The organism is Thalassotalea sp. PS06, from assembly GCF_007197775.1.
In the GTDB taxonomy this organism is placed as follows: domain Bacteria; phylum Pseudomonadota; class Gammaproteobacteria; order Enterobacterales; family Alteromonadaceae; genus Thalassotalea_A.
In genome coordinates this window covers 2931402-2957265 of record NZ_CP041638.1, presented here as the reverse complement: position 1 = coordinate 2957265, position 25864 = coordinate 2931402, and the positions used below count along the sequence as shown (strand labels likewise).

Below are 25864 nucleotides of genomic sequence, written 5' to 3'. Positions count from 1 at the left end.
ATGCTTAATATCTGAGGGTTATTCAACAAACGGAACCGGGTAACACGGTGAAGCTTTTTCACTATCTGAAATTTTCGCTGATACATGTCGTCGGCTTGTTTTCTCTTATCTCCATTCTTGCCGGAGGCAATTGGATTAGTCTGGGATTATTGGTTGTCGTGGTATTTTATGTGTTTGGTGATGCCATATCTGGCGATGACATTAGTACGCCGAAAATCGAAAAGCCGATGATACTGACGGTGCAGCTTTGGCTAGCATTGCCTTTGTTAGCCATATTAGTGTTTGCTTCGGTATGGAGTGTCAGCGCTAACGACACTTTAGGCTTTGGCGCCTGGCTTAGCAGTATCAGTGGTTATGATGTGGTTGCAGCAAAACAGGCGACTAGCTTAGGTAATCATATTTCTGGCCTGGTACTGACCGGCTTGATGATAGGTTTGCTCGGAACCATCACCGCCCATGAGCTTGTCCACCGCACCCGCAGCAAAGCCTCAGGTATCATTGGACGATGCTTGCTGGCTTTCAGTTTCGATACGGTATTTTCTATTGAGCATGTTCATGGTCATCATCGTTATGTAGCCACTGAAGAAGATCCGGCAACGGCGCCTAGAGGTCGCAATGTCTATGCGCATATTCTGATATCCACCATCAAAGGTAATATCAGTGCCTGGCAGATTGAAAAGCATCGATTAGAAAGGCGTCAAAAAGCGCTTTACTCACTGAACAACAGAGTAATACGCGGACATCTAATGAGTGTCGGTTTAACCTTAATCGCTTTTGCCATGGGCGGTATAACTGCAGCCTTGTATTTTCTTGCCTGTGCATTTTGGGGTAAAGCTCTGTTGGAAATCGTCAATTACATGGAACATTACGGGTTGGTGCGGGCTGCAAAGACCCGGGTGCAACCCCATCACTCCTGGAACACCAATCGTCGCTTGAGCAGCTGGACCACCTTTAACTTGACCCGGCATTCCCACCATCATGCCCAGGGGCAGGTGCCTTATCATAATTTAAAACCCTATGCCGATGCGCCGATGATGGTAGGTGGCTATCTCACCACGATTATCGTAGCGATGATCCCGCCGTTGTGGCACAAACTCATGACACCGAAAGTCCTGGCCTGGGACGAAACTTACGCGACCGATGAAGAGCTGGAGCTTGCTGCCAAAGCGAATGCTGTCAGCGGTATCAAGGGATTCCAAAATCAGGTGCGGTAATCGAGTAAAAGATACGGAGAATGATTTCGGCAGACGGCAGAGCGGTCAATTAAACCTGAGTTCTAAAGCTCTAACTCATTTATCAAGCTGTTTTGTAATGAGTTTTGTTTTATTATTGAGCTTTAGTTTTAAAACAACCTGCGATTTATCATATTCACCAGGTTTTCTCAGAGGTATTCATGGAAGAGGTAAAATCTACTCACGCGGGTCAGGCGGTTTATTCAAACTTCACCCTTAAACTTTACGATTGGTGGGTATTAGAGATATCAAATTCTTATCTGTGGTGTTGTCCAACGCCTATCTTGGAACAGCATTTTGCCGCACACGCATCGAAGAACCATTTAGACGTAGGTGTTGGAACCGGGTACTTTCTTGAAAAGTGTTTAGCAAGCGACACAAAACTGGCGTTAATGGACTTGAACACTAGTAGCATAGAAGCTGCCGCGGCTCGAGTACAACATTTAGCACCTAAGCTTTATCAAAAAGACATTCTGCAACCAATAGAAGGTGTTGAGAAAACCTTTGATTCCATCAGTATTAATTATCTACTGCATTGTTTACCCGGGCCGATGAGCCATAAAACTCAAATGTTCGAACATCTGGCGCCATTGCTTAACTCAGGTGGAAAGGTTTTCGGAAGCACGATTTTAGGTAATGGTATCGAGCCGAACTGGGGCGCGAGAAAATTAATGGGGTTCTACAATCGTAAAGGCATTTTCGATAATGCTCAGGATAGTTTTTCTGAGCTGAAACTAGCGTTGGAAAGACATTTCGTTGATGTTGAGATTAACCTTGTTGGATTGGTTGCAGTATTTGCAGCGGTTAAAAAGTAACAAGATCTCCGATATTAATAAGCTTAAATTTGAGTTCATCGCATTACTCACAAAAAGCGCCTAGGGCGCTTTTTTTATTGGCTAATTTTAGGGCGGCCGCAATCACTAACCCGAGTATTTGTGTTAGCTGGTCAAATATTTAAACTAATTTGTTGTAAAATTACACTTTTGAGATGTTTTTATTGAGTTTAATTATATAAACAAGAAAATTTCAGCCATAAATTGCCGTATTTTGTAAGTTTATTACAAAAGTGCGTGCAAATGTAGAGTCTATACTCTAGAATAGTCATCAGTTAGAGCTTTTACTTAACTTTTTAAGAATACATAACGGGAATGACTATGAAATACGGTTTAGCACTTACACTTTTAACATTGGTTTTATCATCAACAGCAAATGCGGAAATTTCTTATAGTAAATTTACTGATAAAGGAAAATTCGGTCCTTATGCACGCCTTTTAACCTCATTTGATCAGGTCAAAGTTGTAAAAACGACAAGTGGTAATGAAGTGAAGTGTCGTGTAGACGTAGCCCAAGGTGATACCTTTTTACAAGGTACCGAGCGCAGTGTTGCCGTCAGCGAGTTAAACAAGAACCCTCTTCGCGCTTGTTTAACCAGAGTTGAGGCTAAGCGCCTTTCTTATCGCAGCGAATACTGGGCGAACTAATTAGATTTAGTCCTTGTAGATTTAAGACTTCCCAAGACAGGCTGGCTCTAATGAGCTAGCCTGTTTTCTTTGTACATAACAAAATTCACTCAAACACCACTTTCGCGTTATTCCTCGCAATTTATTTTTATCATGGTATTGTTGACAATCAACAATAATTTATAAGCCGTGATAACCTGTGATGTCTTTTGAAATTCGAAAACCTTCTGTTTTTATTGCTTTTATCTTACTTTTCGTGGGTAGCTTTGTTCGTGCTCATGCAAGTGATTTTAATGATAACTGGCGTTTTATTCTCGATGATAATCCGAAATTTAGTACAAATGATCTGGATGATAAATCCTGGCAAATACTTACACTTCCCCATGACTGGAGTATATTGCAGCCTTTTTCAAAGGAGCTAAATGGCGCTACCGCGTATTTGCCGGGTGGTATTGGTTGGTACCGAAAATCTTTCAAGACGCAAATCGATTCAGATAAGGAAAAACAGTTCCTGTACTTTGATGGTATTTATAACCACTCGGAAATTTTCCTGAATGGCGAACGAATCGGCGGCATGATTAACGGTTACACGCCGTTTTATATCGAAATCAGTAAATACCTACAGCCAACTGGGCAGGAAAATGTACTTGCCATTCGTGTGGACAGAAGGCGTTATATCGACAGCCGTTGGTACACAGGCTCTGGTATCTATCGTGACGTAAAGTTGATCACCAAAGATAAACTTCACATACCGATTTGGGGGGTGCAGTTTTTGACACCAAAAGTTGGCGCACAATGGGCACATGCTGAAGTTAATATTGATGTTCAAAACGATTTTAATAGTGACAAGACATTTGAATTACGAGCCAAACTTTCTGACCAACAGGGTAAGGTTGTCGCAACTGCGAAACGTGATATCAGTTTGTCGGCTAAGGCGTCAGTGAGAGAGTCGTTTAACCTCGCGGTAGTTGAACCGCAATTATGGTCTCCGGATACACCGCATCGTTATCAATTAACCACACAAATCTATGTCGACGATAAACTCGTCGATCAGCAGTCACAAGCCGTTGGTTTTCGCTCTCTGCAATTTAACGCTGATTCTGGTTTCTGGCTAAATGGTAAAAACCTCAAGATTAAAGGGGTAAATTTACATCATGACGCTGGTGCTGTCGGGGTTGCGGTGGCGGATGATGTCTGGCGCCGCCGCTTTGCCAAGCTTAAAGAAGCGGGCGTCAATGCGATTCGAACCGCCCATAATCCAATGTCTGAACGGTTTTTGGAACTAACCGATGAAATGGGCTTTTTAGTTCAGGGCGAAATCTTTGATGAATGGGATAACCCAAAAGATAAGCGCCTGAACCAATGGGAGCGACATGATGATTTAATTAGTCGCGGCTATGCGGACTATTTTCAGGAAAATGCTGAGATAGATTTAAAGAACGCGGTGTTGCGGGACAGGAACCGTGTCTCCATTATCATGTGGAGCATCGGCAATGAAATCGAATGGACCTATCCGAGATACAAGCAGGCTTCGGGGTATTTCGATATGAATGCCAAGGGGAATTATTTTTACAATCCGCCTTTCATCGAAGCGGATGAAATAAAGAAGCGTTTCTTTGAACAACCAGCAGGCGAATATGTGCTTGCGGATACGGCAAAAAAATTGTCCAAGTGGGTTAAAGAGGTTGATGATTCGAGACCTGTCACGGCGAACCTGATACTACCATCGGTGAGCCATGTTTCTGGTTACACCGATGCACTGGATATCATTGGTTATAGCTATCGCCGGGTGATTTATGATTATGGTCATCAACGCTACCCGGATAAAATGATCATGGGCACCGAAAACGTGGTGCAATGGCATGAGTGGAAAGCCATTGAGGAGAGACCATTTATCGCTGGCACGTTCCTATGGACTGGCATTGACTATCTGGGAGAAGCCCACGATCGCTGGCCTGGGAAAAATATCGACGCTGGCATGCTGGATACTGCAGGTTTTGCAAAGCCTGCGTTCCATCTATACAAAACCCTATGGCAGGATAAGCCTCACGCTCATATCACCACCCAAAGTCTTGATGCGTCTAGTTATACCATGGGGAAAAATGGTGAATTCATCGACAAGCGCGAAGGTGGTTGGCGGCGTCGGGTCTGGGGCTGGTATGACGTAAATCGACATTGGAATTATCAAGACAATGAACCGGTTATCGTTGAAGTGCTGTCCAACTGCCCAACCCTGGATTTACGTTTGAATGGGAAATCTTTAGGTAAGAAACGATTGTTGGACTTTCCTGATAAGGCCTATAAATGGCTGGTGCCTTTTTCCGCTGGCACGCTGAGTGTAAGTGGAGATAATAACTGTGAAGCCATTGATAATGTTGCTACGGCAGGTAGCCCGAAGATTATCTCAGCGAGCACAGATATCAGCGAACTTGCTCAGGATAACAACCGAGTTGCCCATATCGAAATACAGTTGCTGGATGATAAAGGCAACCCGGTTTCACATGCTGAGCAGGAAGTAACCTTAGAACTGTCTGCGAATTTACAGATGGTTGCCAGTGATAATGGTAATAGTGCCACGCTTGCGAGTTATCAGTCTGATACTCTAAACACGCATCAGGGCAGGGGCCTGTTTATTGTTAAGCGAATAGGCACCGGCGAGGCTTTGGTTACCATCAAGGGTAAAGACCTTAAATCGCAGCGCCTTAAGTTACATTAGATTTAATTCAATCAAATAAAGGACCTATTATGACCATATGGAATCAAGTGGTGGTTTATGTATTTAGCCTAATCGTTTGCTTGAGCGCTTTGGTTAGCAACCATGCTTTGGCGAATTCAAATTGCAAATCGCATTTCCAGGCTCTGGCTGAGATCAGAGCGGAAATGCGTGCTGGTTATCGAGAGCCTCGAGGTGAATATTTAAGAAATAAAGAACGAAATTTAAAAGAGAAAATTCGTTTATGTCTGGGCTACCAATCACGCACCGATAACAACGAGCACTTTAAGCAAAGCATTCAAAGAAGTGTCAGCGATGAAAAAATTAAAATTCGCACCAAGCCGTCAGGCAAACCTCGATCATCTGCGGCGATAACTAAAACCAAAAATGCGGATCAACTTGGTAATCAGTCTCTGGTGATTCGCGGCAAATTTACTGGTGAAAAACAAGTGGCTTGGCTCAAGTATTATCAACCTGAAAAAGCCTGTCGACGCCCGAAAACGACTAGCATGTTTGCCAAATGTTTAGCGATTAGAGACCAGCAAGCGGAACAATTTTCTGCTCTATGGGAACAACAAGCTCAAAACGCTACCAAGAATTAAGTTGATATTGCAGTGGGAAAAGTTGGCAAGTGCTTACCTTTGTTAAGAGCCAGAACCCGTGTCTGCGATGAGAATTATGGTTGCAACTAGCTTGTTATCACGCTAGTTTATTTGCTCTGTTAATGAAAATAATAAGTATAAAACCATGTTAAATAACAAAAATTTATTGGCGCTATGTGCGGTATTTTTCGTCACAGCGTGTCAGACAACCGAACCTTTTCGGGTGCAAACCGACCTGACGACTAATCAACCAACTAAAGTTGATATGGTTATTGATACGGTTGAAGGCTTAGAGTTAAAAACTACTAGTCCACAACAGGCATCAATGTATCATATGGGGTTAGCCTATGGTCTCGCTGGTGACATGATCAATGCATCGATTGCTGCCGATCATCGCAATGGTGCGGCGCCGACCATTGAGAAACTGCAATTGGTATTATCTGAAGAAGATAAGGCAGAGTTATACTCGCAGCAGTTTGAGACGCTCAGCGCCAACTATCCTCAACTTCAGGACGCGAAGCTGGAACGACGCGCAGTGGGTAAATGGCCAAAGCGTGGTCCAGAATCCTTGCTTGTTGAAGAAGGCAAACATTTCATGGTGCTGCTACCTAAACTTTCCTTGTCCGCTTCAAAGCGCGAATTGAATGTCTCTTTATTTGCGGCTATTTATCGTGCTAACTATAAAATGGTCAAAGATGGGATAACTGATGAGAAGAAACGACGTGCAGACCATCAGCTTGTGTATCGTAATGACTTTAACTACACCTCGGCATCGATCGCCCACCTTGATTTAGAACCGACGGAAGCGCAAGTTAAACAACGTTTGGCCGACATTGAGAAAAAGTACGCGAAAGAGAAAGAGCCAACAGATGATCGCGGACGTCTGGAGTTTCGCACTAAACGCAAGCGCGCATTGAAGGCTGTAAATGATCCTCATGTTTACAATATTGAAGAGTATGTGCATCACCAGACATCGATGTGGCTTGATGATGAGGGCGCCTTTTATCAACAAGCCGTTAAAGAAGGTTTAAAGGAAGTGTTTGATATGCTTGCCTATGACATCAATATCTCATCGACGAATCCAGAACTTTACCAATTGGAAGATGTAAAACAGGTATCAGAACTTCGTGAATGGAAACGGGTAATTCGTGGCAGCTACGCTGGTACTATGTATTCACAAGTTAAATGACTATAACTGCAAATCCATTCGATGATTATATTCGAGTCTGCCTTGATTGCTCAAGGTAGGCTCGCATTCTAAGTTTTCACAATTTAGAGCATAATTTAGTTGTGCAATTTCCTATTTTATTTAGCCGAATTCTGACATTTGAGTCCATTTATTTGTCGGTCTGGGTTCACCCATCCCATAATAAACCCTTGGTAATCCTTTAATTTTTAAATCCTGCCCTCATCTAAAGGGTAGGTATAAACTCCCGTGGAACTAAGCATGTCATCACGACCCGTCGTCGAAAATGCCTCAGCAGAGCCTGAACAACAAAAACAAAAAGTCAGTAAACGCTTAAGCATTTTGTTTGAATTGGTACAATTTGTACGTCCCTATAGCGGACGCTTGATTGCCGCAATGGTAGCATTAATCTTTACCGCCGGGGTGATGCTGTCGGTGGGACAAGGAGTGCGCATGCTTATCGACCAGGGATTTGCGCAGCAATCGATGGCCGAGTTGCAATCTGCGGTATTATTTATTCTCGGTATCACAGTGTTAATTGCCATCGGTACATTTACCCGGTTTTATCTGGTGTCCTGGCTCGGCGAACGGGTTAGTGCCGACATCCGCCGAGCGGTTTTTAATCACGTTATCACCTTACACCCGAGTTATTTTGAAACCAGTGGCAGTGGCGATATTATGTCGCGGATCACCACAGATACCACCTTATTGCAGAGCATTATTGGCTCTTCGTTTTCGATGGCATTGCGCAGTGCTTTGATGTGTGTTGGCGCAATGATTATGTTGTTCGCCACCAATATTAAATTAACTCTGGTGGTGCTGGCTTCGGTACCTTTTGTGCTGGTGCCTATTCTGTTTTATGGGCGCAAAGTCAGGAAACTTTCGAGAAAGAGTCAGGATTCCATGGCGGATGTCGGTAGCTATGCCGGGGAAGCGATTGAACATATTAAAACCGTACAGAGTTATACCCGCGAGGAGCAGGAAAAAAATGCATTCTCCGAAGAGGTAGAAAAGGCATTTGATATCGGTCGCCGCCGGGTAACGCAGCGGGCAACCTTGATTGCCGGCGTTATCGTTATTGTGTTTGGCGCTATCAGTGGCATGCTTTGGGTTGGTGGCAGTGATGTCATTTCCGGTAAAATGAGCGGTGGCGATCTCGGTGCCTTTGTTTTTTACGCGATTTTGGTCGCATCGAGTCTGGCAACGATTTCGGAAGTTATTGGTGAGTTGCAAAGAGCGGCGGGTGCCACGGAGCGATTAATTGAAATCTTAAAAGTCGATAATCACATTTTGCCACCCCAGGATTCACTGGTTGATGCTGCGCCATTAAAACCGGTTGTTACCTTTGATGATGTGTCTTTTAACTACCCATCGCGACCAGACCAATCGGCGATAAGCGAATTAACGCTAACTGCTGAGCAAGGTAAAGTGCTTGCCCTTGTTGGTCCGTCAGGGGCGGGTAAAACGACTATTTTTGAATTGCTGCAACGTTTTTACGATCCTCAGCATGGCAGTATCAGCCTTGATGATGTTGATATCCGTAATCTGGATCCTAAAGCCCTGCGTGCAAAAATGGCTTTAGTGCCGCAACAACCGGCATTATTTAGCTCAGATGTGATGCATAACATTCGTTACGGTCGCCCTGATGCCACTGACGAAGAAGTTATGGAAGCTGCGAAAAAGGCACATGCCCATGAGTTTATTATCAAGCTACCCGAAGGCTATCAGAGTTTTCTTGGTGAGCGAGGTGTGCGTCTGTCTGGTGGCCAGAGACAACGCATAGCGATTGCCAGAGCAATTTTAAAAGACCCTGATATCTTGTTGCTGGATGAAGCGACCAGTGCATTAGATAGTGAAAGTGAGCATCATGTACAACAGGCTTTAGAACAGCTGATGCAGAATCGAACCACGCTTATCATTGCCCATCGCCTTTCAACGATTCTACATGCCGATAAAATTGCGGTAATGGATAATGGCGCTGTGGTAGATAGTGGTAATCATCAATCTTTGATGCAATCCTGTGCGCTTTATCAGCGGTTAGTTCGTCTTCAGTTTCGCGCTAGTCATGAAAAGTAGCCTAATTCTGTTACTCGCTGATTGACTCTATCTACATCATTTATTTGATTGCGAGTTATCATCTTCTTGCGGGATTGCTTTTTTGGCTGTAGTGCCAAGTCGCAATGTTAGAAACGTGACAAGTGATAACACAATTGCTATCTCATATCGATGCCAGGCGACAGCAATGCCGATCGCTCCTGTTGTCCATATGCTAGCAGCTGTTGCCAGTCCCGTTACCTGTGCGTCACTTTTTAAAATTGCCCCGCCACCGATAAAGCCTATCCCGGTGATAACACCCTGTATTACCCGTGCCTGAGCATTTACATCGCTGAATACGTGAGAAGCAATGAGAATAAAACCGCAAGCAGATACGCTGACGATGGGGAACGTCCTAAGTCCTGCACTTCGAGTTTCGGTTTCGCGGTTAATTGCAATCGGTAGAGCTAATAAAAATGCCATGCCCAGACTGAAACTGTGGTCTATGATGATTGGCCAGTCGATATCAAAATTCAACATATTGATTGCCGTTACACGTGATAATAAAGGGATAAAAATAACGTGAAACCTAATCCCATAATGATGGTTAATGGGATCCCGACCTTAAGAAAATCGGAAAATTTATAACCACCAGCACTAAAAATTAATAGATTTGTCTGATAACCGATTGGCGTCGCATAGCTCATATTAACGCCAAACAATACGGCCAGAATAAACGCTTCTGAGGGCACGCCAAGCTCATATGCGATATTGATGGCAACTGGTGTACCAATCACCGCCGCCGCGGTATTTGACACTACATTGGTCAGAAATGACATTAAAAATATTAATGCTCCGAGGATGACAAAGGGTGGAGAACCATGCATGACTTCGATAAATTGATGACCTAGATATTGGTCAGCACCGGTGATTTGCATGGCTTTACCCAAAGCTAAAGAAACAACAATGATCATGATAATCGATGGGTTTAACGCATGGCTGATTTCGCGCCAGTTTAAGCAACGAGTCATTAACATGACTCCTACCCCGCAAAGGGCACTGATCGATATTGGTAATAATTGCAGGGCGGCGATTGCGATTACCGCGACCATGATGAAAATGGCAATAGGTGCCTTGTTAGAGGCTGGGACATTGATGGTGTTATCTAATACCAGTAAGCGAGTGTTTTCTTTGAGCTTCTGCAGGTTATCTTCGCGCCCCTGAACCAGAAGAATGTCACCTCGATGCAATTCAACCTCGCTAATTGAACTATCGAGTTGTTGGGGTTTATTCAATCGATGCAGCGCCAATACTACCAATTCATGAAGGCTTGAAAACCTTGTCTCATTTAGAGTCTTATTAGCCAATAAAGAGCCTTCAGTTACCAGAATTTCAGCTAAAACCTGGTCGTCATCATCAAAAGGATTGTCTCGGGTTATCGGGTGTGTTTTATCATTGAGACTGTACAAATCTGCCTTAAATTGCTGGCTGTAATCAAGCAGTTGCTCAGCGGTTCCGCTTATGATTAAGCCGTCACCTTCCCTTAGGGTGATGGTTGGTAACTTAATGAGTTGATTGTCACCTCGAACAATTCTCGATACTTGCATTTTGTAGTCGGTGCTTTGCAACGCTTCCCCTAAGGTTTTTTCATGAAGCAGACTTTCGTTGGATATCATCATTGATGCTTTAAATACTCGGCTTTCTTTATGCTGAAGCGGGACATCGCGAACCGGTAAGATCTTTGGGGCAATAAATACCAGATACAACAAACCAATACCGCCAACGAGTAATACCGGCAGGGCGAAATCGAACATGGTAAATTCATGCGCTCCCAAGTCCTCAGCAACGGAGACAATCAACAGGTTGGTGGAGGTTCCTATGGTCGTGGCGGTGCCACCTATTAAGGTTGCCAGGCCGACGGGCATTAATATTTTTGAGGGAGAGGTTTTGTTGCTTAGGGCAACACCAATTAGCACTGGAAGCAACATGACAACAATCGGTGTATTATTAAGAAAACCGCTAAGCAATGCGCCAACAACTAGGGTCAATGCCAGGCTCAAAGCTGGATATTTTCCCCAGTATTTCGCCATTAACGAGGTTAAAGGTTTTAATGCACCGCTAATTTCAATTCCCCGCCCCAGCATCATCAGAGCACAAATCGTCAATAAGGCTTCATGACCAAACCCCATAAAAAATTGTGTTGGACTGAAGACTTGTCCTGTTGCCATGTTGTAAGGGTAAATCTGAAAGCCGAGAACAAGCAGAATAAGAATAAACAGGCTTGATGTTTCAAGGCGGATTCGGTCCTGAGCAAACAAAACGAGGGCAATGACAATTAATATCAGAATGGCAATACTATGAGCATTTAAAATGGGCATGATGTCATCTATTGTTTTTAAGTTTTTCAGGGACAAAAAAGTGAAATTATGGTTTTCATTATAGTGCTCCTTGCAACAATACTTTGTTTACTTGCTGACATTTTTCCTTTGCTATTCCTTAATATCATTTCTCATCCTGATTGATAGCTTTCAACGTGAACAGCGACCAGCCTGCTTCAGGAGAAAGAGAAGAGCCTACGGTGACAAAGTGTATTTTCTTCTGCTCATCTAATGCAAAAAGAAGAATAGAGTGCTCTGGGTCGTGGGTATCTAGCCAATCCGAATATTGGTAAGTCTGAGTCAATTGCGTGGTTTTAATTTGATATTCTCCTCGAATCATTCGACTTAAATCACGATATCCAATGTTTTCTGCGAACAATACCTGACCTTTGTAGAAGCCACTGGCTCGATGCTTCGCATTTCGTTTTTCATCTTCTGCGGATGCGAGAGTAAATACTTGTCGGATACCAAAGTCTTCTTTGAATCTTAAGGCCGCAGCAGTATTCTGACTATGATAGGGAGAGAGGCCAAGCATACCACCGAGGCCTGACAGCTCCATATAAATATCAGCATGCTGAGAAAGAGGGTTTCCATAATAGGTGGTTAAACCATTCATTCTTGCCTCAGAAATATTTTCCCATTGGGTATCGCAAAGTAGGGTTTTTACCCCGGCATTTTCTAGTGCTGTGGCAATGGAAATGGCAACCGGATTGGCGCCGATAATCAGGTAGCCTTCTGTATCTGGCTCGCTAACTTTTAAAAATCTGGCAAACGTTCTTGCTGTCGCGCTTTGTATAACCACAGTTCCGATGATCACGCTGAACGCGAGAGGGACAATCAGTTCAGCATTTTCAAGCTGCAGCTCTTCCAGGCGCAATGCAAAAACTGCGGATACCGCCGCGGCTATAATGCCGCGAGGCCCAATCCAGGCGAGTAACGTTCTTTCAGGTAGGCTAAATCCCGAACCGACTGTAGAGACAAATACTTTCAGCGGCCGAGCGATAAATTGCATCACCAGTAAGATAATTACCGCACCCCAGCCGAGTTGCAAAAGTGTGTCAAAATTTATGCGAGCAGCAAGAATGATGAATAATGCCGATACAAGAATAATGGTTAATGATTCTTTGAAGTTGAGGATATCGCGAATGTGCACGTCTTTCATGTTCGAAAGCCATATCCCCATGATGGTAACCGTAAGTAAGCCAGACTCATGCATTAACGTATTTGATAGTGCGAATGCGGAACCGACAAAGGCGATAGCCGCATAATTTTGCAGATAGTCTGGGATCCAGTGCTTCCTTAACAGTAATCCAAAGCAATGCCCACAAATGACGCCCAATACAATCCCAAGTAAGATGGTTTGAGTAAATATCAGTGCGACGTGAGTCAGGCTAGCACTGGTTTGTTGAGCAACGATCCATTCAAATACCAGAACCGCCAGTAAAGCGCCGAGTGGATCAATAACAATACCTTCCCAGCGTAATGCTTTACTTATTCTGGCGTTCGGTTTGACCGAGCGAAGCATCGGCATGATCACCGTAGGGCCGGTAACCACCATAATGGCGCCAAACAACGCAGACAAAGACCAGCTGAGCCCTATCACGTAATGGGTTGCTACTGTAGTAATCGTGGCATTGATAAGAGCGCCGTAGGAAACCATATTCCTCACGCTTTTGCCGATATCTCTTAGTTCTTGCAACTTTAATGTCAGGCTTCCCTCAAAAAGGATTATGGCAACACTCAATGAGATAAATGGAAATAACAGGTCACCGAACAATTCGTTAACATCCAATAGCTCGAAAGTCGGACCAATGAGTATGCCAGTGAGCAATAGAAATAATATGGCGGGTAAACTCACCCGCCATGCTAGCCATTGACAAAGAAAACCGAGTAACCCTATCAAACCTAATATGAGTAAGTCAGGAATCATATTGTCCATTCGAACAAATTGTATGAGTGATTAGAGGTTAGCTTAATTTGATTTTCGAAAATATGAAAGGTGTTATACCAATCACACTAAGTTTGTGCACAACTCAGAGTTAGGGCAGAGGTTCATTTACAACATAGACTTTATTGAAATAGTCATTCTATATGATTGGTATTAGCAGCGCCTTTTGGAGCCTCAACGGAAGTCTGAGGCTTGAAAAGGCCTCAGAACTTTGTCGAGGCTATTTGTTTTTGAAATTTGCATAGGGGTCAAAAGAACCTGAGTCTTCAGATTTTTGTTTTTTGTTTTCAGAACGATTGGAACTGCCTGAACGGCGTTTATTATCACGGTTATTAAACTTACCACGGTCATCCCGCTCACGAGCAGCCTGGGCACGCTTTACTCGTAATTTTTCTGCATCTTCAAGACTTAGTTCTCTGGGTTCTTTAGGCTTTTGATGCATCGGGACAATGCGATCACGAGGAGGTAATTCAAACATGGCATCGTCAGCACGGGGCAGGTTTTTATACTGGTATAAGTAAAAGCTTTCTACTTTATGTTGTGCCCATTCGGTTTTTTTCAAAAACTTTAAACTGGCCTTGATACTTGGGTTGTTTTTAAAGCAGTTGAGGTTTAAATATGCCGCTAAGATATCCCAACCATAATGCTCAACCAATTCGGTTAAAACCTGCTCCAGGCTGGTGCCATGCAATGGGTTGTTTTCGTATTCTTCCTGGGTATACATTTAGCTCTGTTCTCAACTGCGATAGATAAACCCTTATTATAAAGCTTTTTTTACCGCAGGTTTTAGCTATTTTGGCGCAAAGACATGATGAACAAATTTTTTCGAAAAATTCCAAGTTCTGAACCATACTCATCACTGGAGAGAACTAATGATTAAAAGAGTCAGGTCACTGACTTCAATGGAAAATGTCTGAGCAGCTTGTGGGCTGCGCGTTTCTGCACATGTTTTATTCCCATCATCATCGATTACTAATATTTACGATAAGGCTCGACGCTCTCCTGATATTTTGAAGTGAATAACTGTGGGATTTAGGATGAATAACAACAAAGCACAGCCATTAGTGTCCGTTATCACTCCGGTTTATAACGGGGAAAAATACTTACCAAAAACCATTGCCTCAATCCTTGAGCAAGACTATGAAAACTTAGAATTAATTCTGGTAAATGATGGCTCTAGTGACGGTTCAGCTAATTTACTTGAATCAATCAAAGAGCAGGATCCGCGCATTAAAGTTTTCCATCAGAGCAATGCTGGTGTTGGTGCAGCGCGAAACTATGCGGTTGCTCAGGCAAAAGGTGAACTTATCGCGTTTTGCGATCAGGACGACCTCTGGCATCGAGAGAAACTTGCCAAGCAGGTGCCACTGTTCGAGAACCCTAAAGTGGGTTTGGTTTACTGCGGCGCCCTGAGCGAATACACCGAACGACAATCGATTCATACGCCAACCTTTGAGAACAAATATCGAGGTGATGTTTTTGAACATTTAATTCGTTTGAACATGTTGACCTGTTGCACCGGTGTTATTCGTAAATCTCTGTTCGAATATGTCGGTGGTTTTGATGAATCAAAAGATTTAATGGGCGTCGATGACTGGCATCTATGGTTGAAAATCTCCTTATTTGCCGAGTTCGATTTTGTTGAAGAACATCTGGCAACTCATGTTTTTCATGGCACTAACTTTTCCCAGAATGATTTGGCTATGTATCGGGCAGAATTAGTTTGTATGGATAAAATTCAGCAATACCTCGATCAGTTAAAGCTGCAAAAGCAGATTCCCTGGAACAAAATTAAATTCTCCAGCAGTATCCGTTACGGTAAATCTTTTGTTTATTGCGGCCTTTATAATCTTGCCGGCGATACTTTTATTCAGGCCGATAAATGGGTGCCATCCCCTAAATATCGTTGGTTGGGACGGCTACTAAAACTAGTGCCGAACGCCTTATTGCGCCTGGGCCAGCAAAGCCGACGCCTGTTAACTCGATAATCATTACTCTGCTAAACATTTATTGAATTTGAACCAAGAAGAAAAACAATGAATCAAATCGCCTCAAAACACTCAGATAACAAATCGCAACAGGCTGTGATTGTCGTGGGAATGCATCGCAGCGGAACCTCAGCGCTGTCCGGAGAATTATCCCGCCTAGGTGTGTTTATGGGTAAACACTTATTGAAGCCACAAAAAGGCGTCAATGATAAGGGGTTTTATGAAAATGCCCGGCTGCTTGAGTTAAACGAAGAGCTGCTTGATCAAAACCACTTAAGTTGGGATTACCCGCTTCTGCCGCCCTGTGTCCCCGAGTCCATTCATGAAACGTTTAAAAGTAAATCGTTGAAATTTATAGAAAGAGAATACGGCACGTCGCCTTTATGGGGTATGAAAGATCCCAGAGTCTCAATATTGTTGCCGTTTTGGCACGATGTTTTTCAATCTGCAACCGTTAATCCGGTTTATGTACTGATGATCCGTAACCCCCTTGAGGTTGCCGCATCACTGCACAAACGGGACAAATTTAGTCAGGACAAGAGCCTGATGCTCTGGCTAAATTATAACTTTTTCAGTTATCTGTACTCTGCAAATAGTGCTCGGGTTATTATTGATTTCGAGCAATTGCTAGAGAACCCGAAAAAAGCCATCGCGCCATTAATTGCTTGTCTGGATGTTAAAGTTGAAAACTCAAGAGCAGAAAGCTTTATTGATAAGGGGCTGAAGCGACAGGTGGTGGTAGACAATCATGTGAGTGGAATTTTGCCGACCCTTGCGATGTCGCTATATCAGGCAATAACCACTAATGATAAAGATCAGGTAGAAGCCTTATTTGAACAGTATCAGGTTTACCAGTCGAGCATTCATCCGGTATTAAAAGAACACCTGCATCAGGTGCAGGCGAGTGAAGTACATTTTCGCCATCGTTTTGAGAACCTCTATGAGAGCGTAACCTGGCAGTTAGTACGGCCCCTGAAAAAGCTCGAGAGCATGCTGACTACGCGAGAATTTTAATTACTGATATTTCGATATTAGAGTAAATAGCTGATGCCGTAAGCTATCAATAACACACCAATAACTTTGCTAAATTGTGCGCCTTTTGGCGCGACTTTTTCAATCAGTACCAACAGGGCCAGAATCAATATCCACTGCAGGTTCATTACGCCAGTAACGAACAAAATTGCCATTAAAAACCAGCAACAGCCAACGCAGTAGCTACCATGGACGAATCCTAATTTCAGACCACCCTTAATGCCTTGTTCCCAGCCTTTGCTGATGATGGTCATTGGCGAACGACAGTATTTCAGACATTGCTGTTTCCACGGACTAAATTGATAGGCTCCGGCGACGATGAGAATTGCTGCGCTGAAATAGGCATTGGCGCTATCCATCATCGGCGTTAACAACGCCTGATGGTGCAGCCAGTATTGCAAGAAGGTCACTAATACGGAGTAAACGGTCCAGGCTAGCAAATAGCCGAGTGCGAAAAACAGCGTTGGTGTATAGGTTTGATGATTACTTTGCCGCTTTTGATTAACTTTATCGATAAGGAGAATGACCGGCATCGCTGAAGGCAGCATCATTCCCGCCATCATAATCGCCCACATCAGGAATAACAGAAAAATATCACTACTTTGCCAGGTGGCGACGGGATCCATATTCATGGTCATGCCGAACAGCATGTAGTGCCAGCAAAGGTATATAACAAATACCAGAGTGGTGATGACAAACAGCCGGTGCAGGTTAATTGACATAGTCTTTATTCCTACCAGCCAGGATGCAGCTTGAAACCTGGGTGTTGTTATTATTTTCAGTTTATAACGTTTTCAGTTTGATTATGACTAACCATTCGGCCATTCGACGATGGCGTTAGCCGCGAACGTATCGGCAAAATTAAATGCGATAGGTCCATGATTTACTTTTAAAACCTTGGTGCGACCCACTTTACCATCATTCCAGAGAAAACCACCACCCGGATAAGTAATATGAACTCGGTTTTCATCTCCCGTTACAGGATTCACATGCGGTGTCTGCTCGGTTTCAAGAATGCCATCAATGGCAACAAAGGAGTTGAACTCATCAACGCGAATATCGATGTCTGCCATGATTGGGCCGTCGAATGCACTAAACAGTGTGGCGATGGCTTCAACCGGCATGCCGCCATGTTGCCCTGACATAATAGTAGCTAAGGCTGCAACCTGTTCGGCGCTTGCGGATTTATCGATAAACAGGGCACCATCTCCATTGCCCTCATGCATAGCTTTGGGCCATGACGCAACTAGCACCATTTTCAGTCCGGCAAGATCTAACCCATCCAGATGCCCTTCGATAACTTCATAACCAATGATGGCCTGGCAGCCACCATTCTCGCTCGTTGGAAAACCGCCAAACTGACACCCACATCCATGGCTGCAGCTGCAGCTTTCAATATTGTGCATTTTCAACGACCAATTGCGGGAATCCGACATGAGGGTAACTCCGAAGATGAATTTGTAAAAAGTATAGTTCAAAAAAAATGCAGCCTTTTGGCTGCATTTTTACGAGAGTTATTAATTACTCAATTTTCGATAAATCCGGCGGGATTGAAAGTTATAGCCATAGTTCTCATCTGGACCATCAGCAATCAATCGATACATAAAATGGTATTTATCGCCTTCAATTTTATTCAGCTTGAGGTTACGGAAAAGGTAGTAATCGTTATTGTCTTTTAAGCGCTGTAAACACTCAGAAAAATTCTCAAGCTCTCCACAACCACTTTTGTACATAAATGACAGACTTCCATCTTCCTCGCGGTGACTTAAAATATCGCGGACATAGAAGCCGCTCATATCGGCATTGAATGTTAATTTGTCTACTTGCTTTTCAGCAAAAAAGTCGACAAAAGTATCTTCAAAAGTACCCCAGTAGTCCTCTTCACTAACAGGTTGATAAACCAGCTCTTCAAAACGATACAAATAATGCCAATTCGCTTTGTTTTCTACCGGACGTTCCTGGCTCATCCCTGGTGTTCCATCGGGAAAAGTGTAAAATCTGTGTTCGCTCACTTTACCATCAACAGTAAGAGCCAGTGAATTATCAATGTATAACCAGGAAAAGTTTTCTTCGAGTGGTTGTTTGGTATCAAAATCCTCAACGACCACCGCCCCTTCGGTGCTGGTTACGAATTGATAGGTATTACCACCGAACGTAATTCCTAGTGATGGTAAAATGCTTGCATCGTCATATACTATCGGGGCTCCAAGGTAAGACTTTCCGGCAGTAATCACCGGGGTTGCGGCGGGCTCTAGAGCAATCACTAAGGATTGACTTTGAATACGTTGCTGTAGCGTCTCTTCCAGCGTCACGTTTTCATAATCGATAAGATCGGATGGTGTCAGCGGAGCGATGTCTGTAGCTAACTGGTATCCGTAGGTGATCTCGTACACGGCATGATTGTAGAAGCTAGGCGTTATCTTTATTTGAGTTGCTACCAGATCAATATTGACATAATGCGATTGCATACTGTTCGAACGCTCGTTAAATCTTCCGTCCAGGGTTGCGAATGCAGAATTTTCAAAAGAGTTGATAACAAATTTATCTCCCATTTGTTCATACTCTCCGATGATAGGCCCCGTGCGAGAATTCAGATGCGTATTATTTCCTAGTTTATTCCGCACGGCCGATTTGATCATTAATTTGGCGATGCTGGTTTCTTTATCAATCACCGAAAGCGCACCAGAATAACTCGCACTAGTGTCGAGGTAGGTATCTGCAAGCGAGCCTGACTCAGTCATTTTTTCCACCGTGACAATGCTGGTGTCTGAACCTTCGGTAATGGCGAGCCTTAAACGATTATCCTGCTCAGCAATGATAACAATGGATAGCTCATTAATTGCGGCGCACTCCACAGTGCAGCCAACCGGCATAACGTTAAGTTTCAATCCTTCTACATCGTTCCATGAAAACGGGTTTAACTCACCGTTAATGGCATATACGCCAGTGTCATTCTCTAAAAAGTGAAAACCATCTTCGCTGTTTTCAAGCTTCCATACACCAGCAAGTAGGTCTGAGCTTGGAGTAATATTTCCCCATTGTTCCGGATTATCAATAACAGAGACTCCGAATTCATAGCTGGTTGTATCTTCACCATCACTTAATTTGACTTCAAACGTGTAATTTGAAATATCAAAGAATCCTGGTTGAGCAGTTAATGTAAGCTGGTCTCCGTTCACCGATGAGGTTAACCAATCGGGAGCATTGACAAGCTCTGCACTAATACTGTCACCATCTGCATCGACTAGGGTATATACAGTATCAGTTTGTGTCTGAGCTTTGGCTTCAAAAGAAAGTGTTCCAGTTAGCGTTGGCGCTGAATTTGGTGGTGGTTGAACACCTCCTCCTCCGGTATCGATATCACCACCACCTCCACCGCTGCATGCGCTTAAAAAGCATAGAAGGGGTAGTAGATACAATAACTTCTTCATTTTTATTCCTTTATTAGTTTTTATTATTCGGACTATATACTATTCCTCAAATATACTGGAAAACAAGTCCTATTCGACGAAGAAAATCTGAACAATTTTGTTAGTGAGTAAGCACTTATTTGAAAGGTCTTAAAGAGTGTTGGTGGTGAAAAAATCTACCGCTTTTTTATGTTGTAATTTTTTATTAGCCAACGAATAATATGTCTTGGTCTTTTAAATCAAATGGCAAAGCAGTTTAAATGCCTGATTCTCTATTATTCCACAAAACCTATACACATCCTTCAAGTAAGGAATGGGTGGTGTTTGTCCATGGTGCTGGTGGCAGTTCGACCATTTGGTTTCGTCAGCTAAAGGCGTTTCGCAAACACTTTAATCTTTTACTACTGGACCTTCGCGGTCATGGTGGTTCTGCGCCATTGGCGAAAAAAGGCTTTCTTCCGGGACGCTATACGTTTCAAAATGTTAGCAAGGATATTCTCAATGTGTTGGATCACTTATCTATTGCAAAAGCGCATTTTGTCGGTATTTCGCTAGGGACAATCCTAATTAAGAATATCGAAGAACTGGCGCCGGAAAGGGTCAAATCTATGGTGCTTGGTGGTGCCGTAACCCGTTTCAATTTCCGCTCGGCGTTTTTGGTAAAACTCGGTGATATGTTCAAGCACATCATGCCATACATGTGGCTGTATCGATTGTTTGCCTTTGTGTTAATGCCAAAGAAATCCCAGAGTCTGTCGCGCAATATGTTTATTCGCGACGCGAAAAAGTTATGTCAGAAAGAATTTAAGCAGTGGTTTAAATTAGCGGGAGATGTTAATCCGTTGATGAAGTTTTATCGTGATAATGCCACGAAAACCCCATTACTATATCTGATGGGATCCGAAGACCATATGTTTCTCGGCCCGGTACGAGATTCTGCGGCCCATCAACCGAGCGCGATGTTAACGGAAATCGCCGACAGTGGTCACGTCTGTAATGTTGATCAAGCCAATGCGTTTAATCGCCACTCGATAGAATTTATTCAACAGCAAGTGTCGCCGAACGAAAAACCTGAAGATCGCTGATCCCTGTTTTTATTCCACACTTTCGACCAGGTTTTCCCGGGCTTTGTTAAAGACCTTGGAAAACCAGGCGGTGAAGCGCTCAGGTGAGGTTGCTAAAGCCTGTTCGATTTCTGCCTCCTGCCACCAGCGACAAGCGCTGACTTCATCTGGGTTCGGAAGCACATCGAGAAGCGGACCTTCGGCTAGCAAAATGTGATCAAATTCGTGTTCGATTAGGCCATTACCTAATTCGGCTCGATAGACAATGTGTCCCAGCGATTTAAATCGCAACGGCTCGAAACACCCCAGTTCTTCGCCCATTCGTCTGAGCGCAGCGGCGGCAATCAATTCGCCTTTGCGTGGATGAGAACATACGGTATTGCTCCACAAACCACCGCTGTGATACTTGTGTTCAGCACGTTGTTGTAAAAAGTATTCTGGCCCCTGAACGCTATATCTTACGACCATGACCGAGAAGGCGATATGCAGATCGCCATCGAGATGAGCTGCGAGTTTCTCTTTGACGCCCGAGGGACGACCCCGTTGATCACACAAAACCACATTCTCTTGATTATTGGATTGCATAGTTCACCACAAAATTCGACCTATGTTATTTCTGTTAATTCGCAATAATCCATATGCAGATATAAGTTTAGTTGAAATCCAGGTCTACACTTATAGCAATTCCACTGGGTGGGAAAACACTTAGCGGAATTGATGTTATATCGATTCTGATAGTTTTGTGAGCAAGCCTGAACGTCCGTCGGAGATTCTATACAAGCCGTCGCGACTTTTAAATGCCTGTTGTCATTAATCGGTTACTGATTATGTCGAAACGTAACGTGGAGAATGACGAAAGGGTAAATACTGGCTCAGACTGATCCCTGAGTTATCGGAATCGGTATTAATTGAGGTGGTGAGCACCTTTTTACAATTTGTTAAATATCTAGGTAAGGACGAAATTATGTCGAAGTTTAATCGTCGTTCATTTTTAAAACTGTCTTCTGCGTCTGTGATTGGCGTCACGCTGGGTGGTATTTCGCTGAAAAGTTACGCCGCGGAAAAACTGGACCCGGAAGACCCCACCGCAAAAGCGCTTAAATACGTGCACAAATCAGAAATGGCCGACAAAAATTGTGCTAACTGCACTCACATCCAGGCTGGTGACGATCCAGAGTGGAAACCATGTGCGCTGTTCCCGAATAAGCTGGTCAACAACAATGGTTGGTGTAGTGCCTGGATGAAGAAGGCCGGTTAAGCTCTCAAGATAACTGCATAGAGCAGACAATCAGACAAGGCAATGTCGACCCGGTTGGTGATCATAAACAAATGCAGCCGGGTCTTACATTGTAGGCTGTTGTTTTTAAGTTCGAGAATATCATCAATTCTTTCCCGCCCTTGCTCATCAACAGCGGTCAGTGCCGAAAATCCTGATTCGGTAGCCCAGCCCAGCGACTGACCGGGCTCCCAACTCGCAAAGTTAAACCGGTCAATATCTTCGAGCAAGGTGATATCCGCTCCTTTTTTCGCTTGATTTCCGTAATTCAAGGTAATGTTTGCCGAGGCTTTTACTTCCAGGCGAATGGGATCGGTAAGGATAATTGCCGGTTCACTGTCTTTTTGCAAATCGGCTAAAGGCGCCATCATCAATCGGTGCATACCGGTAAAAGCGGTCTGGTTTGCCAGTTCATCGCCCGTGCCACCGCACTCTACGGTAATGCAGGGAAAAGGGGTCGGAAGTTCGAAGATTGCCCCCATGTTGATGTTTGAGCGGATAATATACGGACTAAATTGCTGACAAAGCAGTACATGGTTATCCGTGAGGTGTCGGACAACGGTAAATGCCGGGCTTGCTCCTGATGTATTGTGCAGGTCAATCAACCACCTGGGCTTGAGTTGCATGATAAATCGCCAGATTCGAAAAGCCAGCAAGTGCGGTTCACTGAAATGTAACTGAACCGCTTGTGAACTTGTACTGTCGTTGTCTGGCGACAACAACGCCGCTTGGGTTTGCTGGAGCGTTTCTGGCGAAAAACAGCGATTAAGATCTGGTAGCCCGGGCAGCATGCGATGAAAAAACATGGGTGCCGTTGAGGCGGCTTTCACCGATGCCACCAAGATGTATGTATCACAAATTGGCGTTGGTGGATTATCCACAAGACGTCGCAAAGCTTCCAGCCCGGACGTTTCATTGCCGTGTAATAAGGTAGTGAACAGTAGCGGTTTTTCCTGACTTGAAGGCGAATTAAACCTGACCACGAAAGGTTGGTTGTTAAACTTTTGAATAAAAGCGGCCAGGCTGTCTTCTGGCGACAACTGCGTAGCATCAAAGATTTTGAAATCCCATTCTGACGAGGCCTGCATGTCTTCAACAATGTTGGGCATCATGACTCCACTGGCCACTCGCTGACAGGAATATCCTGGCGTTGAAAATGCAGGTAATCCTTGAGCATCTGATGCAGCGCTTGTTGTCCTGAAAGCTTTGATTTCAGATAGTGCAAACGTTGTCGCTGCCATCTGGCACCCGATGTATTAGCCTGCCAGCGTTTTTCAAAGATCGATAACCACCGTGCTGATTCGATATCGTCAACCCCTATGTGCTGTAATCCCTGGCGTACTTTCGGCCACAGTTGCTTAAGGATTTCATCTGGCGATTGCTCCGTTAAACCAAACCCCGTCGCGCTCGGCCAGATTAGTTTGGCATCCATACCGTGTTTAGCGGCGCGATAGAAGTTATATTCGGCGTACTTGAAGGGTAGCTTAACTAAATAATCTTCGATGTCATCGGCGAGCCCGTAGGCGAGTCCGGTCATGACCGCGGCATTGGCCATCATATCCGCTATGGTAGGCCCCGCGGGTAAGGTTCTTAATTCAATTCTTAAGTGTCCGTTGTCATGGTGATCATAGATACCTCGATTCCAACTCCATACGGTACCTTGATGTAGTTGCAGTTCGTCGAGTTTCGGTAATTGTGAGTTTGATTTGTCGGTGTCGTTATAAATCTGAGCAAAAATAGGTTCGTAAAGGTAAGTATTGGCGGCAAATAACTCCCAGATCCCATGACGATTCCAATCCTGGCCATAGACAACACGAGGCGGATGACTCCACTCTTTATCATCATTTCGGGTGTCAATCGACTGTTTGAACAAGGCAATCCGGGTTTCATCCCAAAGCTCGTGGCCAAGCAGGGAGGGTGAGTTGCCACAATAGGCCAGTACCGGAGCGGTAATCAACTGTATTGCGTTGTATATATTAGAGAATTTCTCTTTTGGCACTCTGATATGGAGTTGAAAGGACGTGCCGGCTCCCTCAAACGCAATCGACTTAGTGCTAATTTTAAATGGGTCGTTGCCATCGATGTTCAATTGGAACGGCTCGCCTCGGTCTTTCAGTAATAACGTCGAGAAAAGCTTGTAACGCTGAACATCCGATATGGCCTCATCGCTCAGATCGCTATCGGTCAGGGTCGGCAGAATGCCAATACTTACCAACTGTTTCTGGCGTTGTTCTGCAATCTGATTGGTGAGTTCCATTAACTCTTTAATTTCTTTAGCAAGTAGGGAAAAGGGCATGCTTTTCGCTGGTTGCGGGGTGAGGTTGAACTCAAGATTATAGCGATTTAACTCCAGTGTTTGCCTGGGATCCTGGCAGGTATCGATAAGCCATTGATTACAATGACTCGCTCGTCCGGCTTTATCGATGATATTGGTCTCCAGTTCAGCGCCAATACTCAAAGGTCCCTGACCAAAATCGGGTTGATTAATGATCTCTTTTAATTGCTGTAACTGCTGTACCAGACGACGTTTGAACAGTTCCGTATTTTGCTCATTCTGTTGAGAGGTGATTTCTCTGCCCACAGTGAATCTCCATTTTTATTATCCGATTCAGGGTTTTATATTAATCGTACTCGGTGAAATAAATTGTAAATAAACCCTTCTGAATATTTGCTGAGTGATCAGTAAGTCATGTGGATTGGTATTATCTCTTTAAATTTAGAATACGATAGCCAATTGTGCCTGTAAGTTTATTCTGTGCTTACTTTGATCTGGATCAGGTAATTGCCGTGGTAACACCAATGCCTTTAAATTTTGCACATTCCAGAGTCAGGGCAGAGGTTCATTTGCAACGTAGATTTGATTGATATAATCATACTGTATCGATCAAATCTAGAGCCAAAAATGCGGCTCAGATGAACTATAATTTACTAATGGTAATCGCCTCATTTTCTCTATTGCCATCGGTGCCAGGTTGTATTGCTTTAACCTGCCTGATGACAATGTATTTATAACACTGAGTGTTGATTCGGAGGTAGCAGTTATGACGATTTCTACAACACTTGAATCCTATTTACAGGACCACGACATTCCTTTTCACAGTGTCGTCCACCCCCACAGCAGCAGTTCGATTTCAACCGCAATTTCAGCGAATGTGCCATTGCAGCACATTGCCAAAGCGGTAGTGCTTAAAGATCATCAAGGAAGGAACCTGCTGGCAGTACTTCCTGCTAACTACAAGATAAGTTTATCGGCATTAAATGATGAAATGTTAGCGACATACCGGTTAGCCAGAGAGCAGGAAGTCTATACCATGTTTGAAGATTGTGAACATGGCGCAATACCTGCGGTGGGGGCGGCATACCACATCAATACCGTTTGTGAACAGGTGCTAGACGAACTTGAACATGTATACATTGAGGCGGGTGATCATCAGACCTTGATAAAAATTGATAAGGCTAATTTTCACCAGCTAATGAAAGATAGCAAGCACTTACACTTTAGTCGTCAGGTAATCCACTAGTAGGAAGTTAGAGTGGAAGG

General features: G+C 43.9%; 22 protein-coding genes. 12 read left to right on the top strand and 10 right to left on the bottom strand.

The window, feature by feature from the left end:
- The first annotated feature begins 47 nt into the window (after positions 1-47).
- The 7 genes from FNC98_RS13015 (at position 48) to FNC98_RS12985 (ending at position 9269) form a co-directional block, all read left to right on the top strand.
- Complete coding sequence (locus tag FNC98_RS13015) at positions 48-1214, top strand: alkane 1-monooxygenase (RefSeq protein WP_143581646.1); 1167 nt, start codon at positions 48-50, stop codon at positions 1212-1214.
- Positions 1215-1393: 179 nt separating this feature from the next.
- The gene (locus tag FNC98_RS13010) at positions 1394-2047 is read left to right on the top strand and encodes a class I SAM-dependent methyltransferase (RefSeq protein ID WP_143581645.1); all 654 of its coding nucleotides are present in this window, start codon (positions 1394-1396) and stop codon (positions 2045-2047) included.
- Between the two features lie 339 nt (positions 2048-2386).
- On the top strand, positions 2387-2713 hold the full coding sequence (locus FNC98_RS13005; protein WP_143581644.1) for a hypothetical protein: 327 nt from the start codon (positions 2387-2389) through the stop codon (positions 2711-2713).
- 181 nt (positions 2714-2894) lie between these two features.
- Entirely contained in the window at positions 2895-5408 is a 2514-nt protein-coding gene (locus FNC98_RS13000; protein ID WP_143581643.1) for a glycoside hydrolase family 2 TIM barrel-domain containing protein, read from the top strand.
- 29 nt (positions 5409-5437) lie between these two features.
- Positions 5438-6007 (top strand): hypothetical protein, encoded by a 570-nt coding sequence (locus FNC98_RS12995; RefSeq protein ID WP_143581642.1) that lies wholly within the window; start codon positions 5438-5440, stop codon positions 6005-6007.
- Positions 6008-6152: 145 nt separating this feature from the next.
- Positions 6153-7196 (top strand): hypothetical protein, encoded by a 1044-nt coding sequence (locus FNC98_RS12990; RefSeq protein ID WP_143581641.1) that lies wholly within the window; start codon positions 6153-6155, stop codon positions 7194-7196.
- 258 nt (positions 7197-7454) lie between these two features.
- Positions 7455-9269, top strand: a complete 1815-nt coding sequence (locus FNC98_RS12985) for an ABC transporter ATP-binding protein/permease (RefSeq protein ID WP_143581640.1) — start codon at positions 7455-7457, stop codon at positions 9267-9269.
- 36 nt (positions 9270-9305) lie between these two features.
- On the opposite strand, the gene FNC98_RS12980 is transcribed toward FNC98_RS12985, so the two are convergent.
- The 4 genes from FNC98_RS12980 to FNC98_RS12965 form a co-directional block, all read right to left on the bottom strand.
- Entirely contained in the window at positions 9306-9767 is a 462-nt protein-coding gene (locus FNC98_RS12980; protein ID WP_185967968.1) for an MgtC/SapB family protein, read from the bottom strand.
- Positions 9768-9778: 11 nt separating this feature from the next.
- Positions 9779-11605, bottom strand: a complete 1827-nt coding sequence (locus FNC98_RS12975) for an SLC13 family permease (RefSeq protein WP_143581639.1) — start codon at positions 11603-11605, stop codon at positions 9779-9781.
- Positions 11606-11729: 124 nt separating this feature from the next.
- A complete protein-coding gene (locus tag FNC98_RS12970) occupies positions 11730-13544 on the bottom strand; it encodes a cation:proton antiporter (protein WP_221932888.1) in 1815 nt (604 codons plus the stop codon).
- Between the two features lie 229 nt (positions 13545-13773).
- A complete protein-coding gene (locus tag FNC98_RS12965; RefSeq protein ID WP_143581638.1) occupies positions 13774-14277 on the bottom strand; it encodes a VF530 family DNA-binding protein in 504 nt (167 codons plus the stop codon).
- Between the two features lie 313 nt (positions 14278-14590).
- On the opposite strand from FNC98_RS12965, the gene FNC98_RS12960 reads away from it, so the two are divergent.
- Both FNC98_RS12960 and FNC98_RS12955 read left to right on the top strand, forming a co-directional pair.
- Entirely contained in the window at positions 14591-15541 is a 951-nt protein-coding gene (locus tag FNC98_RS12960; protein WP_143581637.1) for a glycosyltransferase family 2 protein, read from the top strand.
- A gap of 48 nt (positions 15542-15589) precedes the next feature.
- Positions 15590-16555 carry a sulfotransferase family protein gene (locus FNC98_RS12955; protein ID WP_143581636.1) on the top strand — a complete coding sequence of 322 codons (966 nt, stop codon included), beginning with the start codon at positions 15590-15592 and terminating at the stop codon, positions 16553-16555.
- 17 nt (positions 16556-16572) lie between these two features.
- Here the strand turns inward: FNC98_RS12955 and FNC98_RS12950 are convergent, their stop codons facing one another.
- The 3 genes from FNC98_RS12950 to FNC98_RS12940 form a co-directional block, all read right to left on the bottom strand.
- Positions 16573-17295 (bottom strand): DUF2182 domain-containing protein, encoded by a 723-nt coding sequence (locus FNC98_RS12950; RefSeq protein ID WP_143581635.1) that lies wholly within the window; start codon positions 17293-17295, stop codon positions 16573-16575.
- An 87-nt stretch (positions 17296-17382) separates the two neighbouring features.
- The gene (locus FNC98_RS12945; protein ID WP_143581634.1) at positions 17383-18009 is read right to left on the bottom strand and encodes a DUF1326 domain-containing protein; all 627 of its coding nucleotides are present in this window, start codon (positions 18007-18009) and stop codon (positions 17383-17385) included.
- 81 nt (positions 18010-18090) lie between these two features.
- Positions 18091-20004: a hypothetical protein gene (locus tag FNC98_RS12940; RefSeq protein WP_143581633.1), complete on the bottom strand. Its 1914-nt coding sequence runs from the start codon at positions 20002-20004 to the stop codon at positions 18091-18093.
- A 239-nt stretch (positions 20005-20243) separates the two neighbouring features.
- Here FNC98_RS12940 and FNC98_RS12935 point away from each other — a divergent pair, with 239 nt between their 5' ends.
- Positions 20244-21068, top strand: a complete 825-nt coding sequence (locus FNC98_RS12935) for an alpha/beta fold hydrolase (protein WP_143581632.1) — start codon at positions 20244-20246, stop codon at positions 21066-21068.
- A gap of 9 nt (positions 21069-21077) precedes the next feature.
- On the opposite strand, the gene idi is transcribed toward FNC98_RS12935, so the two are convergent.
- A complete protein-coding gene (gene idi, locus FNC98_RS12930; protein ID WP_143581631.1) occupies positions 21078-21632 on the bottom strand; it encodes an isopentenyl-diphosphate Delta-isomerase in 555 nt (184 codons plus the stop codon).
- Positions 21633-22011: 379 nt separating this feature from the next.
- Between idi and FNC98_RS12925 the strand changes: the two genes are divergently transcribed.
- Positions 22012-22305, top strand: coding sequence for a high-potential iron-sulfur protein (locus tag FNC98_RS12925; RefSeq protein ID WP_143581630.1), 294 nt, complete (start codon positions 22012-22014; stop codon positions 22303-22305).
- On the opposite strand, the gene FNC98_RS12920 is transcribed toward FNC98_RS12925, so the two are convergent.
- Positions 22302-23432 carry a succinylglutamate desuccinylase/aspartoacylase family protein gene (locus tag FNC98_RS12920; protein WP_185967967.1) on the bottom strand — a complete coding sequence of 377 codons (1131 nt, stop codon included), beginning with the start codon at positions 23430-23432 and terminating at the stop codon, positions 22302-22304. The two genes, FNC98_RS12925 and FNC98_RS12920, sit on opposite strands and share 4 nt — an antisense overlap.
- Positions 23432-24904 carry a glutamate--cysteine ligase gene (locus FNC98_RS16820; protein ID WP_185967966.1) on the bottom strand — a complete coding sequence of 491 codons (1473 nt, stop codon included), beginning with the start codon at positions 24902-24904 and terminating at the stop codon, positions 23432-23434. The genes FNC98_RS12920 and FNC98_RS16820 overlap by 1 nt, the downstream gene beginning before the upstream one ends.
- Before the next feature lie 460 nt (positions 24905-25364).
- Here FNC98_RS16820 and FNC98_RS12915 point away from each other — a divergent pair, with 460 nt between their 5' ends.
- Entirely contained in the window at positions 25365-25844 is a 480-nt protein-coding gene (locus FNC98_RS12915) for a YbaK/EbsC family protein (RefSeq protein ID WP_143581628.1), read from the top strand.
- The last annotated feature ends 20 nt before the right edge of the window (positions 25845-25864 follow it).